At 68.0% G+C, this 14,047-nt stretch carries 10 protein-coding genes; 2 read left to right on the forward strand and 8 right to left on the reverse strand.

The genetic code is table 11. The features are described 5' to 3' along the window. The first annotated feature begins 76 nt into the window (after positions 1–76). Positions 77–472: a cupin domain-containing protein gene (locus AB0H43_RS12945; RefSeq protein WP_359999485.1), complete on the forward strand. Its 396-nt coding sequence runs from the start codon at positions 77–79 to the stop codon at positions 470–472. Between the two features lie 29 nt (positions 473–501). Here AB0H43_RS12945 and AB0H43_RS12950 read toward each other — a convergent pair whose 3' ends face one another. From AB0H43_RS12950 to AB0H43_RS12985, 8 genes are all read right to left on the reverse strand, one after another. Next, the gene (locus AB0H43_RS12950) at positions 502–3,537 is read right to left on the reverse strand and encodes a BTAD domain-containing putative transcriptional regulator (RefSeq protein WP_359999486.1); all 3,036 of its coding nucleotides are present in this window, start codon (positions 3,535–3,537) and stop codon (positions 502–504) included. 105 nt (positions 3,538–3,642) lie between these two features. Further along, positions 3,643–4,611: a hypothetical protein gene (locus tag AB0H43_RS12955; RefSeq protein ID WP_359999487.1), complete on the reverse strand. Its 969-nt coding sequence runs from the start codon at positions 4,609–4,611 to the stop codon at positions 3,643–3,645. Further along, positions 4,601–5,251, reverse strand: a complete 651-nt coding sequence (locus AB0H43_RS12960; protein ID WP_359999488.1) for a lysophospholipid acyltransferase family protein — start codon at positions 5,249–5,251, stop codon at positions 4,601–4,603. The genes AB0H43_RS12955 and AB0H43_RS12960 overlap by 11 nt, the downstream gene beginning before the upstream one ends. Beyond that, positions 5,248–6,225, reverse strand: coding sequence for a hypothetical protein (locus AB0H43_RS12965; protein ID WP_359999489.1), 978 nt, complete (start codon positions 6,223–6,225; stop codon positions 5,248–5,250). The genes AB0H43_RS12960 and AB0H43_RS12965 overlap by 4 nt, the downstream gene beginning before the upstream one ends. A 14-nt stretch (positions 6,226–6,239) precedes the next feature. Continuing rightward, entirely contained in the window at positions 6,240–7,271 is a 1,032-nt protein-coding gene (locus AB0H43_RS12970; protein ID WP_359999490.1) for a polyprenyl synthetase family protein, read from the reverse strand. Further along, on the reverse strand, positions 7,264–7,929 hold the full coding sequence (locus AB0H43_RS12975) for a hypothetical protein (protein WP_359999492.1): 666 nt from the start codon (positions 7,927–7,929) through the stop codon (positions 7,264–7,266). The genes AB0H43_RS12970 and AB0H43_RS12975 overlap by 8 nt, the downstream gene beginning before the upstream one ends. Further along, positions 7,926–8,498: a GNAT family N-acetyltransferase gene (locus AB0H43_RS12980; RefSeq protein ID WP_359999493.1), complete on the reverse strand. Its 573-nt coding sequence runs from the start codon at positions 8,496–8,498 to the stop codon at positions 7,926–7,928. The genes AB0H43_RS12975 and AB0H43_RS12980 overlap by 4 nt, the downstream gene beginning before the upstream one ends. After that, a complete protein-coding gene (locus AB0H43_RS12985; protein WP_359999494.1) occupies positions 8,491–9,528 on the reverse strand; it encodes a DUF3419 family protein in 1,038 nt (345 codons plus the stop codon). The genes AB0H43_RS12980 and AB0H43_RS12985 overlap by 8 nt, the downstream gene beginning before the upstream one ends. Positions 9,529–9,897: 369 nt before the next feature. On the opposite strand from AB0H43_RS12985, the gene AB0H43_RS12990 reads away from it, so the two are divergent. Further along, a complete protein-coding gene (locus tag AB0H43_RS12990) occupies positions 9,898–14,040 on the forward strand; it encodes a LamG-like jellyroll fold domain-containing protein (protein WP_359999495.1) in 4,143 nt (1,380 codons plus the stop codon). Positions 14,041–14,047 lie beyond the last annotated feature (7 nt).

Consider the following 14,047-nt stretch of genomic DNA (forward strand, 5'->3'; position numbering starts at 1 on the left):
CAGCCAGACGTGCTTGCGCGCAGGGGGCCAAGATCGTACAAGAAATCCCCGTTCGGACCGTCAGAGAATCGGTGCCATGCAGACGAAACCCGTGAACCTGACCGAGGCACTGGCCACCTTCGACGAGGTCTACAGCCCCCGGATCGTGGCCAGAGTCAACGACTACGACGTACGGATCGCGCACACCGAAGGCGAGCATGTCTGGCACGTCCACGACGACACCGACGAGTTCTTCCTCGTGCTCGACGGCCGGTTCGACGTCGCCCTCCGCGACGCCGACGGCAACGAGACCACGGTGATTCTGCGCAAGGGCGACACGTTCGTGGTGCCCAAGGGCACCGAACACAAACCGTCCTCACCCGGCGGGGCGATCCTCATGTTCGAACCGTCCGGGACCCCCACCACCGGGGATCGCCATGAGGGCGAGATCCCGGAGCACGTCGACAGCACCATCGGCCACCAGCTGAGCTGAGTTCGGCTGATCCTGCCGCCGGTGAGCCGTCAGCGCCTTGACAGGCGATCTGGTCGCAGCTTCCGAAACCGTTCCCTTCGTGGCCGGTTGATCACTGTCGCCAGCTGATCGGCCTCAGCGCGGCTCCGCTGTGCGGCTTCGGTGTCGCCGAGGCCCGCGTGGGCGTCCGCAAGCGCGAGCAGAGCCAGTTCGAGCCGGGCCGGCCACGGCATCGTCCGGTACGCGTCGACCGCCGCCTGCGCGTGACCGGCGGCGACCTCGAACTCGCCCAACCCGTTGTGGGCACCGGCGAGCACGAGATCTGCGAAGGGTTCATGGCTCCGGGCGATCTTCGGCCACTTCGCGCGAGCCTCGGCGACCAGGTCTCGGGCTCGATGGTGTTCGCCCAGGTCGACGAGGACCTCGGCGAGGTCACGCAAGATCTCCGGCTCGAAGGAATGCATATTGCGGTCCCTGGCGTCCGCCAGCTCCTCCTCGAATGCCCGCCGGGCCGGTTCCGGCCGCCCGGCGTGAAGCTGAATCTGAGCGCGTACTTGCATGCACCACATGTCCAGGTGTCCGTACGAGCCCTCGCGGGCGATGGCGAGTGCCGTGTCGGCCGCGTTCATCGCCGCGTCGAACTCGCCCCGGAAGACTTGGATCTCCGCGGCGGACAGCCAGAGCCGGACGTGTTGCTCCTCCGAGGTCAGCGCGTCCGCCCGTAGTGCCTCGGCGTCTCGCAGATACTTCTCCGCCTCCTCGATCCGGCCGAGCCGGACCAGGACCTGGATCAGACTGCTGACGAAGATGAGTTGCGACCGCGTGTTCCCCGACGCTGCGGCGCGGCCCACTGCCTCCGCGAACGCCTTGGCGGAGCCGATGAAGTCCCCGTGGTCGAACAGGAATATGCCGAGGTTGCCGTGGGCGGTGACCTTCTCCCGGTCGCTGAGGTCGCCGGCCAGGGCGACGGCCCTCGTGCCCACCTCGACGGCGGCGGTGCTGTCACCCTCCGACCGCAGGGCGGACGCCGTCATCGCCGTCATGCGGAACAAGCCGGGGCCGTCGCCGTGCTGTTCCGCCAAACGTCCTGCCACGTCGAGGAACTCGCGGACCCGGGCAACCGAGCGCCACTCGTTGAGGGTGTTGCGCAACGGCACCACGAGCCGCCACAACTTGGGATGGTCGCGCAGCGCTTCGCACGCCAGGAAGACGTTGGACTCCTCGTCCTCGATCGGTAGATAGGCGCGGTCGTGGTGCCACTCGATGAACCCGGTGATCAGCGCATCGCGGTCGGGCTCCGGCAGATCTCGCCGTGCCGAGCGCGCCGCGTGCAGCCGCACCAGGTCGTGCATACGGTAGCGGCGGGATCGGTGTTGCTCGACAAGGTGACCGGCGACCAGGTAGCGCAGCGCCTGCGATGTGTCCTCCTCAGACAGTCCCGACACCGCCGTCAGCAGATCCTGCGAGAAGTCTTCGCCGGGCAGCGCGCCGATGCGGCAGTACAGATCGCGAGCGTGCGCGGTGAGCGTCCGGTAGGACAGATCGAGGTTGGCCGCCACCGCCGCCGTGGGATCGCCGTCGATGAGCAGGACGTCGAGGCGGTCGCGGCGTTCCAGCTCGTCCACGTAATCGCCGATCGCGACATCGGGGTCGCCGACGATGTGCGCGGCCGCGATCCGCAGCGCGAGCGGAAGCTGCCCGCACAGGCCGGCGAGCCGTTCGGTCGCCTGCGGATCAGCCGCGACGCGCTCCGGGCCTAGGATGCGGGACAGCAGCTCGGTGGCGGCCTCGCCGCCGAGCGCACCCACGCGTACCGGCCGGGCGTCGTTGAGCGCGACGAGCCCGGTGAGCCGGTCCCGGCTCGTCACGATGGTGAAGCAGCCACTTCCGGGTAGCAGCGGCCGGACCTGTTCCGCGCTGCCCGCGTTGTCCAGGATCACCAGGACGCCGCGGTCGGCGGTCGACGCTCGGAACAACTCGGCGGCCGCGTCGACGTCGTCGGGCACCGCGTCCCGCCGCCACCCCAAAGCCATGAGCAGCCGCCCCAGCGCTTCCCAGGGCGTCACCGGTTCGCGTTCGTCGAAGCCGCGCAGGTTCACATACAACTGCCCACCCGGGAATCCAGCCCGATGGGCGTGCCCCCAGTGGACAGCGAGCGCGGTCTTTCCCACGCCACCCGGGCCGACGATGGTGGCCAGCGGTGCGGCCGGCACCTCAGCGGCGAGCCGAGTCAACGTCGCCAGCTCCACGTCTCGCGCGGTGAAGCCGGGGACGTCGGCCGGCAACTGGCTCGGCGCGGCGATGACCGGGCCGGTAACGGTCTGTGCGGTCCGCTGCTCGGATGTTGTCGTGACGGCGATCTGGGGCTCTTGCCGCAGGATCTGACGGTGCAGTTCGCGCAGTGCGGGACTGGGCTCGCTGCCCACCTCCTCGACCAGCCGCTGACGGAGTGATCGGTAATGTGCGAGCGCGTCGGCCTGACGGCCGCCGCTGTAGAGCGCCAGCATGAATTGTCCGGCGAGCCGTTCGTCCAGCGGGTGGTCGTCCATCGCCGCGGCCAGCTCGGCCAGCACCGTCGTGTGGTGACCGCTGCGCAGCAGGGCGTCGTTGCGGTCGAGGATCATCGCCCACCGCTCGAGCTCCAGGGAGGCTGAGATGGCCTGGAGCCAATCGCTGTCCACGTCGTCGAAGGGCGTGCCCCGCCACAGTGCGAGCGCGTCGCGCCACAGACCCATCGCGGTGGCATCGTCTGCAGCCCGGGCCGCCGTAACAAGATCACGGAAGCAGTGCAGGTCCACGGTCGAGGGCTCGACGTCCAGCAGGTAACCGCCTGCTCGGCGGACGACTGCGGGGCCGCCGGACGCTGCGAGGACGCCCCGCAGTCGCGACAAGTAGCTGTGCAGCGTCAGCCGGGCCCGCTGGGGCGGCCGATCGCCCCACACCCGGTCGACGAGTTGCTCAGAGGTGACCGGGGCCTGCGGCTCGGCCAGAAGCACTGCCAGCACTGTGCGCTGACGGGCGGGTCCCAGCTCGACAGCGCCGCCGAGGCCGTACGCCACTACCGGTCCCAAGACACCGAACCGCAAGACGCCCCCTTCCCGCCCGGAACTGCGGGCGGTATGCGGGGTACACCGTAGGCGATGGCTGCGAGCGTTTCGGCGTACTGCCGATTCGCAGGTGTGCTGTGACTGTCAGTTGCGAAGACCCACCGGCGCGGCGCGGATCACCGTGCGGCCCCATCTCGCCGGCAGCAGCATGAGGTCGGCGGCAATCGTCATCGACGGGGCAGTCGTGCACCGGCGGTAGTCGGCCAGGAAAGCGGAGAGCGCCACATACGTCGCCGGGCAGTGATGTCGCCACCAGCTGATGGCGGTGCTGTCCATGGAACCGGCGCGGCGAAGGACGAGCGCCTCCTCCGCCGGGGATCGGTGGAGGATTCCGCGCACGATATTGATGCGATCGCTCCGGAGATCGTCCCAGAAGTCCACGACGTCATCCGCGACCTTGCCGAGCAGGCCGAGACTCGTGAACTGATCGATGAGAGCCGCGCTGGGCCGCGCCCCCTGCACCAGACCGACGCAGTTGGCGAAGCAGGTGGCAAGTCCGCCGGAGTCGACCCGGGCCAGCTCCAGCTGATCATCGAGACTCTCGTGCACACGCTCCCGCGTCGCCAGCGCCACATACGCCGCGTACTGGGAGTTCACCCATTCGTTCAGGTACTCGCGGATCCCCGGGCCCTCCGGGTAATCGACCAGGTAGGCGATCGCCTCGTGCATCCGCTCCTGCACGACATGGTCGGCGAAGACGTCGGGAAAGCTCAGCGAGGAGCCGGCTCCGAGCCTCGACTCGAACGCGTCGTCGAACGCGGCCAACATCCGGTTGAGGCGGACCAGGATCGGGCCGGTTCGCCGCTGCAGGGACACGCCTTCGATCTCGGCGTACGCGTCGAGGAGCAGGTGAACGACCGAGTCGTAGACCGCGGCGCGGATACGCCGGCGGATCAGACGGTCGTCGCCGCTCGGCAGCCCCCGCCGATACGGCCGGCGGACGGCGTGGCGAGCGACGCGGACGCCGAAGGAGCCCGACCGCAGGAGGACGCGGGGTCCCGCCAGCCGCCGCCAGAACGCGTCGGCGGCCGGCCGGCGCTCCTCAGTGAACATAACGATCCACGTACGCCCGGCCGGACAACTCCTCGATCTCGCGCATCACGCGATCCGTGACCGATCGTGCGTCGTCCGGAGACGACGATCCGTGATCGTCGAAGTCGATGGACCGCCCGACGCGAATATGCACTCGCCTGAACTTCGGCCGCCATCGGCCCGGCGGCAGGATGTCGTCGGTGTTGAGCATCGCGATCGGGATGGTGGCTGCGCCCGTAGCCAAGATCACCCGCCCGAGACCTGTGTGCCCCTTGTGCAGGTGGCCGTCGCGCGAGATGCCTCCCTCCGGGAACACACAGAAGAGGCGGCCGGACCGGACCGTGGCGGTCGCGGCATCGATCAAGCTCTGCGCCGCGGTCGCGCCGCCCGGCTGGACGGAGACCGACTCGCAGCGGAGAAGAAAACGCCGCAGCAGCCATCCCGTCACGCCCGGCTGGCGGAAGAAGCGTTCGTTGACGGCGAACACGAGCTGGCGATTGATCGCCAGCTGCAGGAAGCCCGGATCTGTTCGCGACAGGTGATTGACGACGAGAATGGCGCCGCCCGATGGAAGACCTGCGGCGCCGTGCAGGGCGGGACGGAACACCAGCCGCACGAGTGGGCCGGGGAAGACGTTGCGCAAGACCCACCAGAGCTTCATACGCGGATCTCCGCCCGCTCGCTCTGCGCCTTGCGGGTCTCGGGCCCACCCCACGCCGCCGGCAGGAGCATGAGATCACCTGCCAGCCCGAGCGAGCGCGACGTCACCTCGTCGCGATGATGCGCGAGCACCTCCGTGAAGCGCGCGAACGATGCCGGGCAGTGCTTCTTCCACCAGCGATAGGAGGCGCGTCGGCGGTGCAGCGCCTGGTCCGACAGGATCCGCGCCTCGTCCGGTGTGGAGCGCACCATTCCCGCCAGCGCGTTGGCGGACCCTTCCCGCATGTCGGCCCAGACGTCGACCATGTCATCGGCGAGCTTCCCCACCACACCGAGGTGTGCGAACTGCGCCAGCACCTCGGGACTGACACGGTGTCCGTTGAAGATCGCGATGACCTGGGCCGTGCAGACGAGGAAACCGCCCGAGTCGAGCTCGATCATCGCCAGGTGACTCTCCGCGGAGACGTCACTGTCCGCCGATCGAGTGAGCGCGAGGTACCGGTCGTAGTTCTCGGCCGTGTAGGTCTCCAAGAATTGGCGGATCGCCTGCCGTTCCTCGTACGCGGCCAGAAACGCCGACAGCGCCTTGAGGTGATCCTGGACCTGGTCCGCGGCGAAGACGTCGTCGAATCCCATCGACCCGCCGACCTGGATGCGGCGCTCGTACTCGTCGTCGAACGCCGCCATGAGGCGATACAACAGGATGACGAGAGCGCCGGTCTCCGGTCTGGGTCGACTGTGCGTGAGTTCGGCGTAGCCCTTGATGAAGTGGTTGATCACGGTGTCGTAGACGGCGGAGCCGGCCGACGAACGCATACGCGACCACAGCCCGCTGAACCGCCTCGCCGGCCGACCGGCCTTGTAGGGCCGCGCGATCCAATGCCACATGGCATGGCACACAAGAACGGTCAGCGGCACGACCTGGCGTACGCCGGAGACTCGCCGCCACGGATTTCCGGCTTCGGAAGAGCCCATCGAAACCTCCATGCCTACACCGTGGGAGCGCTCGCGGCCGAGGGCACGAGCAAGTCGATGAATGCGTTGAGATGGCCACGCAACCGGCCGTCGACGGCACCACTCATGTCGCGGAGATCCGCAACGGCGGCGCGCACCTTGCGGTGGACCGCGTCCGCGACCTGATGTGTGTGGAAGAGCTCCTGCAACCACGCCGTGTCGACGCCCCCGGTGTTGCCGGCCGAAAGGCAGTCGACGACCTCACGGGCGAGCCGATGATCGCCGCGAGTACGCAGCGCCGCCACCAGTTCGCGTACCGCGAGGGTCATCTTGCCGTCCCGCAGGTCCTCGCCCGTCACATCGCCGCCGGGCGCAGGCGCGAGCAGGTCGAGGTAGTCGTCGGCCATCTGGTAGACGGTGCCCGCCCGCAGGCCGAAGCGCGCTGCGAAATCGCATATCGCCGGGCTGTCCTGAGCGACGAACGTCCCGGCCCAGGCGCCGAATTCGAACAGCACACCCGTCTTCCACATCACCATGTCGTCGTAGGGGAACTCGTCGGGCGACGCGTACCAGTCGTTGTGCCAGCCGATGTCGATGCTCTGCCCGAGTACGAGGTGGGTTGCGGCACGGTCCAGCCGCTGGTGGATGGCGTACTTCTCCGGCACGGTCAGCCGGGTGCTCCGATGCACCGGATGGTAGGCCAGCGACCGGATCGTCGCCGCGACGTTGATCGCCGTGCTCGTCGCCGTCGTCGTGTGCACAGCCGGCGCTCCGCGCCGAAACGCCGAGTTGTCCTCGATGTCGTCCAGGATCAGGGCGGCGAGGTGATACATCTCGGCACTCGCGCCCGGTGCGTACGCCCGCGTGAGGTCCCCACCGAGCCCGTCGGCGAAGGCGAGCGTCAGACGGGCGCGCAGGCGTTTGCCCGTCGCGGCCAGCTGCTGTTCGATGATCTGCTTCAGCTGCGGCGCCATGGCGTCCGACCAGGCGGCGACCTCGTCCAGGGCGCACATCCTGATCGCCTCAAGGTGCTCGTCGTCCAGCCATTCGCCGGTCTGCTCAGGCATGTGCGTCCGCCAAAGCCGCGACCACGATCTCCCGCGTCGCCGGGAACAGCGCATCGACAGTCGCGCCGAAGTACGCCTGGTGACGCTCGCGGTAATGCCGGAGGAGATCGTCGCCCAGTGCGGACCGGCCCGAAGACGAGACGGTGAATCGCTCCGCGGTACGCCCCAGCGACGACACGTCCGTCAGCCCGATGCCCAGCAGGGCCATTGCGTGCGTCATGTACCGCAGATAGCGGCGTACGGCCGACGCTTCCACCGGTTCACCGAGCAGAGCCCGCGTACGCAACGGAGCGATCGCCAGCAGCGCGCCCACGAAGTCCATGTACTCCGCGCGCATCCCGGCATAACCCACATGTCGCGTACGCAGCCGCTCCAATCCGGCCCGGACGTCGGCCCTGGCGATGCCGCTGGGCCCACCCGTGACGCCGAGGCCCACGAGGCCTTCGAGGAAGGCGCGCTCCCGGTGCCCGTCGATCGCCGTGCGAATGGAACCGGCTCCGGCCGGCTGAACCGCGAGCAGGCAGGGAATCGTGAAGTAGGTCAGCAGCACGAACGTGCCGGCCGTCTCCAGAACGCCGGGCCCCGACCACATCGACGCTGTGGCGGCGATGTCCGCGTCGTAGTCCGGGGAGGACAAGTACGCCTCTGACGTGCTCAACCTTGCCTGCCCTTCTGCCTCGGCCGGGAAGATGGCGGCTTCGCCGTGGGCAGCCACCGGCCGGAGACGGCTCGATCGAACACCAGCAACTGCAGAGCGGCGACGCGCACGTAGGACCGGCCGAAGCGCAACCGCGACGGAGATATGCGGTCCCGCAGCATGCTCCATCCGGTGATCTTGACCAGGCGTCGCGGGCTGCACGTCTGGAAGCCCCACCACCGCAGATACTTGGTCAGCTTGGGATCACTGGTGACGCAGACGGTGAAGAGCCGCCGGCCCAGCGCCTCCCGCAGCAACGCGCTGGTGATCCTGCTGCCGCGCAGTTCCGGCGCGACGTAGGCCCCGGCGAGTTCCTGCGCTCTGCGGCCGCGCGGCAGACACAACACCCAGCCCACGACCTCGTCATGCGACAGCGCCAGGCAGACGTTGCCCGCGTCGTACGCCTCCGTGAGCTCCTTCCACGTGCGCGGCGACAGCGCGTGCTCACGAACCAGGATGTCGTGCACCAGGTCCAGTACGGCGCCGCGCTGAGCGTGCGGCACTCTGCTGGTGACCTCGAACCTATCCACGGCCCCTCCGTTCGTCCTGCTCAGCTCCCGGCTGTACGCGAAGAACGCATATCCTGCGGAAATAGCCCACCCGGTCGGCCCGGCGCACTTCGGTCTCAAGATCGCGATCGGGGACCAACTGCCCGCGCAGATGCGCCGGAACCTCGGCGACTCGGCGATGCCCGCAGATCAGCACACGCGCACCGGGACGAGCCGCCCGAACGATCAGTTCCAGGAAGTCCGACTGCTGCCCACGGGGCAGCCAGTCGGTCACGTTGGACAGGGCGAACACGTCGATGGTCGAGGCCGGCTGCTGCCGCAGGAACTCCCGGATATCGCTGTGGACCACAGTCAACCGGTCGAGGTGGCGCTGGATGAGCGGATAGCCGGACTCCGTCAGATACGGCGGCAGATGCTCCTCCGGCGGCATGCTGCCCAGCAAGAGCGGTGCCAGATAGGGGTTGTCCGCCACCGTCAGACCGGGCCGGAACAAACGCACCCGAAGACGGGCCAGCGGGCCCCAGAAGGTGGACATCCGCCGGACCGAGCCCTGCCAGATGATGCCGCGCCGGAGAAGATCCAGGTGATCGTCCCAGAACGACTGCGTCTGAGGCTCGAGCAACCCTCGCACCTTCTGGTAGATCACCTCGGCGTCGCCCGGCGGGGACACCCCGATCAGGCGGCGAAAGTCGGACAGCGTCAGCTCCCTCGCACCAGCGATCTTGAGCTTCGTGAGGTGCAGCTGGGGCGGCGCGATGTCGACGGCGATGATCTCGGCCGGCTGAAACCGCAGAAGGTTGAGCGGGGTGTCACCGGCAGACGCCAGGGTCAGGATCCGGTCCCCGGCCTGGGGCGTCAGCGCACGTTCGACGACGGTGAAGTCGTCCATTGTGAACGAGAATGCGATTGGACTGATCACGGAATTGGCTCTGCGATAGATCCGGCGTGTCCAGTGCAAACGACGATTCGACCGGTACTTGAGATTGATCATGCGTCCCCGCCGCTCGACTCTTTCGGCTGTCCGCAATCCATGCTTCGCCTTGGAAGTCATCGACGGGAATCAACTGAGCGCACGAGGATGGCTGGCCGATTTCCGGCAGGAATGCTCAACTCTGTGAGCGGAGTCTCGGAGTGCGGTTCGGACGATCGCACGGAGCGTGCGCTCTTCCACTCCGAATCGATGGACCCGTCGGCACACCCGGCCACAGGGTGATGAGCCGACCATCCATCCCCACCACGACACACTCTCACCGTTCGGACGGCTACGTGAGGCGATGCGAGCCTCCCGTGGATCCGCATAGCCAGCGGATTCAAGATTTCTTCTATTCCCCTGCAAGCGGTGCGACCTAGCTTGAGGCGGTCCTGCGGCGTCCGCCGCTGGCGTCACCACTGACGGCCGACGGTCTTGTGAGGTGCCCCCGTGTCTGCCCCGTCACATGTGCATACCTGGCTTCGTTCCTGGCAAGCCGCGGCCGCCGCGGCGGCGATGGTGCTTGCGACGCTGGTCGCCATTCCGTCGCCGGTGTCGGCCGATCCCGGCGATGAAGAGCTCCCGGCGGTTCCGTGCCCGGCGTTCGACGGCCCACCGGCCGCCGACGACGAATTCACGGCGTACCAATATGCCTTGGCTTGTGGGGTGAACGTCGAGGTGATGAGCCTGCGCGACATCGACCGCCAGGTGTTCGCCACCCCCACGGGCCTGATGGATGCCCAGGTCGCGGTGGAGCCGTACTGGGTGAAGAACGCCACGGGCGCATGGGTGGACATCGACCCGACGTTCGTCGCGCAGGCGAACGGCTCCGCGGCCTCAGCCGCGACGGTCATCGCGATAACAGCGGGCGCCGGAGGTCAGAACACGTTTGTTACCGCGACCGATCCCGGCCGGGGTTCGCTGTCGCTGACCTGGCCGCTCGGCGCGCTGCCGGCACCGGTCCTCACCGGATCGGTGGCGACCTACCCGGAGGTCCGGCCGGGCGTGGATCTCGCGGTGCAGGCCGAGGCGGTCGGCTTCTCGTGGGTCCTGGTGATCAAGACGCCCGAGGCGGCCGACGATCCGATCCTCTCCGAGATCACCGTCGGGGTGCAGACCGACGGCCTGTCGGTGGTCGAGGATCCGGAGACCGGCCGGATCGACGTCGTCGACACCGCCGGTGACGTGGTATTCGAAGCCGGCCAGGGCATCATGTGGGACTCATCGCAGACCGGCTCGACGGTGGCGACGTTCTCGGCCGCCGAGGCCACCGAGGAGTCGACCACCGCGGCCGAGGCCACGACGGACGACCCCAGCCGGATCGGCGCCGTCGCGGTCGACGTGACCAAGACCGGCATCACCTTGAAGCCCGACACCCGGATGCTCGCCGACGGCTCGCTCACCTACCCGGTCTACATCGACCCGCCGTTCACCTCCACGCGCAAGGCCTGGGCCAACGTGTACGCGGGCGCGCCGAGCAAAGGCTGGACCGGTGACACGAGCTGGCCCCGATCGGGGGGCATGCGGGTGGGTTACAACACCTGGAGCGACTGCGGTGACGGCTGCGGCCTGTGGCGGTCGGTGATCACGCTGAACATCGGCACGCTCAAAGGCAAGTACATCGACAAGGCTGTAGTGAAGGGCCTGCAGACCCACACCGGTGGCTGCGGCACGTACGGGCTGCAGTTGTGGCGGACCAAGCAGATCTCCAACGGCGTCTCCTGGAACGGCGTCGACTGGCTGTACGGCAGCCAGTTGCAGACCAAGGACGTGCCGTCGTCGAACGCCTCCGGCGGATGTTCGGGCACCGCCAACGAATGGGTGTCCTTCGACGGCTCCAACGTCAAAAAGCGGGTGCAGTCGGCCGCCGACGAGAACAACGCCACGATCTCGTTCGGCTTCCGGTCCTCCAGCGAAGGCGACCGCAACGCCTGGCGGCGTATCCAGACCAAGTCCGTACGCCTGGAGGTCACCTACTACATCTATCCGCCGAAGCCGGATCGGTTGACCATCGACGGCGACGGCTGCGTCCCGAGCACGGCGGCGACGCAATGGGTGCTCTCCCGGAAGCCGACCATCGGCCTGCGGGCCAAGTCGTCGGAGTCCGAATCGGTGTACTCGCGGATCCGTGTCCGTAAGCAGGGCTCCGACACCGACCTGTACACCTACCGGACGCCGGACCCGGTCGCGGCGTACTCCCCGGTCAGCTGGCCGCTGACCAGCTCGCTGGCCGACGGGGCGTACACCTACGCGGCTCGCTCCGAGGCACGCCAGTCGTCCGCGGTCAACTCCGGCTGGACCGACCCCTGCTACTTCAAGGTGGACGCGACCGTGCCGACCAAGCCGACGGTGACCGCCACCCCGGCCGCTCCCTACGCCGAAGGCTCGACCGTGACGCTCACGCTCGCCTCCTCGGATCCCGTCGTCAACAGTGTGTCGTCTGGGCTACAAGCCTACGAATACTCGTGGAACACATCGACGTACGGCTCGACCACGGCGGCGTCGTCGCCCACGATCACCAGAGTCGCCTCGGCCGGACGGCACGTGCTCTACGTCCGCGCCGTGGACAACGCGGGCAACCGCTCGATGGAAACCACCTACACCTTCTTCGTCGGCAACGACGTAGTGGCGTTTCCCAAGGGCATGTGGCGTTTCGAAGGCGACGCGTACAACGACGCCCTGCTCAGCACCTCCAGCCTGACGGCGGCCGCAGGGACGAGGGCGTACGGCCCGGATCGGGATGGCCGGGCGAACTCCGCCCTGGAACTCGACGGCGGTTCCTGCCTGACCGGTGCCGCGCCGGTGCGTACCGACGCGGCCTTCAGCGTGGCGCTGTGGGTGCGGGTCGATTCCGCGCCCACGCCGTACACGAAGATCCTCTCGCAGGGCAATTCGCTGCACTCGGCGTTCGAGATCGAGTACGACGCCACGGACAACAGGTTCTACTTCCTGTTGGGAACAAGCAGTGGTGCCAGCGACGAGGTGCAAGGAGTCGGCGTCAACAATCCCGCGCCACTCGGCCAGTGGGTGCACCTGACGGCGACCTTCGACCCTGACGCCGACGCGCAATATCTCGAGGCGACCGTCGGCGTGTCCTCCATCGGTTCCTCCCACCGGGAGATCGCCTTCACCCCCTGGAACGGTGCCAGCACCTTCGGGGTGGGCTGTCTACGCACGTCGGCCGGAACCACGTCGAACTATCTGGACGGCGCGATCGACGGTCTCGGTATCTGGCAGGGAGTGCTCAGCAGCACCGGACAGCACCAGGCAATGCGCGACCTTCCCGAGGCGGCGGAGTTGGCCAGGTGGGAGTTCCGCAACGGCGGTACCGACTCGTCCCGCTACAGCCGAACGCTGACCATTCCCGCTGGTGTCACGGTCGGCTTCGACCGATACCAGCGGCCGCAGGGTGCGGTGGTACTCGACGGGCAGTCCTGCCTCGAGTCGCCGAGCCTCGCGATGCCGGTGGAGAAGTCCTGGTCAGCTGCCACCTGGGTCAAGGCTGACACGACGAACATGGACACGCTGCTATCGACCGTCAACGACGCCTACAACGCGGGTTTCGACCTTCACACGCGTTCGGCAGGCTCCGGCGCAGTGCAGTTCGGCCTGAAGTACTTCAATGCCAGCCACACGCCGTACCTCGCACTCTTCGGCAACGTCCTGCCGGGCACATGGCACCACGTGGCGGTGAGTTACGACGATGGCAAGCAGATCCGCAGCTTGTACCTCGACGGCAAGCTCGCTTCGCAGTTCTCGAGCGGCGCGATGGCCCCTACGACCGCGGGTCTCTTGATCGGCTGCGGAAAGTCCGTGTCTAACGGCATGACGGTCCGAAGCGGGCACTTCCAAGGCTCTCTGCAGGACGTACGCCTCTGGCGTGGTCCGATCGACGCCGATGATCTCGCATCGATGATGGGGTACCCGCCGGCGGAGCTGACCGGCCGGTGGCGCCTGAGCGGAGGTATGGGCACCGACACGTCCGGCAAGAGTCACAACGTCGTACTGGAAGGCCAGACGCGATCCACCGACGGGGCGAAGTGCGAGCCGGACAACGCGCTGGAGCTGTCGGGATCGGGGTCGGCGGCGACCGCCGGACCGGTGTTCGCCACGGACGACTCGTTCACAGTCTCGGCCTGGGTGCGGCTCACCACAGTGGCGGTGGATCAGACCGTGGTGTCGGCCGCCGGGCAGCAGGCGACCGGCATGCGGCTGCGATACAGCGCAAGCGAGCAGAAGTTCGGGTTCCTGATGATGAACTCCGACACCGCCGACACCACCTGGCGGGCGCTGTACGGCGGGCCGGCGCCGGTCGTGGGCACCTGGTATCACCTGGTCGGGGTGTACGACATCGCCGCAGCCCAGATGCGGCTCTACGTCAGCGGGGGCCTCGTCGGCACCAAGTCCCGTCCGGCGAGCCCGTGGAACGCGACCGGACCGCTGGTGATCGGCGCGACCGGCACCGCGGCCGGTGCGCGATCGCAGCGTCTGCAGGGCGCCATCGACGACGTCCTCGTCTGGCAGGGAGTTCTTCCCGCTCACGTGATCGAGCAGATCTCGCCCGCCGCCCCGATCCCGATGTGCGTGGACTGATGAGGAG

Source organism: Hamadaea sp. NPDC050747, from assembly GCF_040654195.1.
GTDB lineage: Bacteria > Actinomycetota > Actinomycetes > Mycobacteriales > Micromonosporaceae > Hamadaea.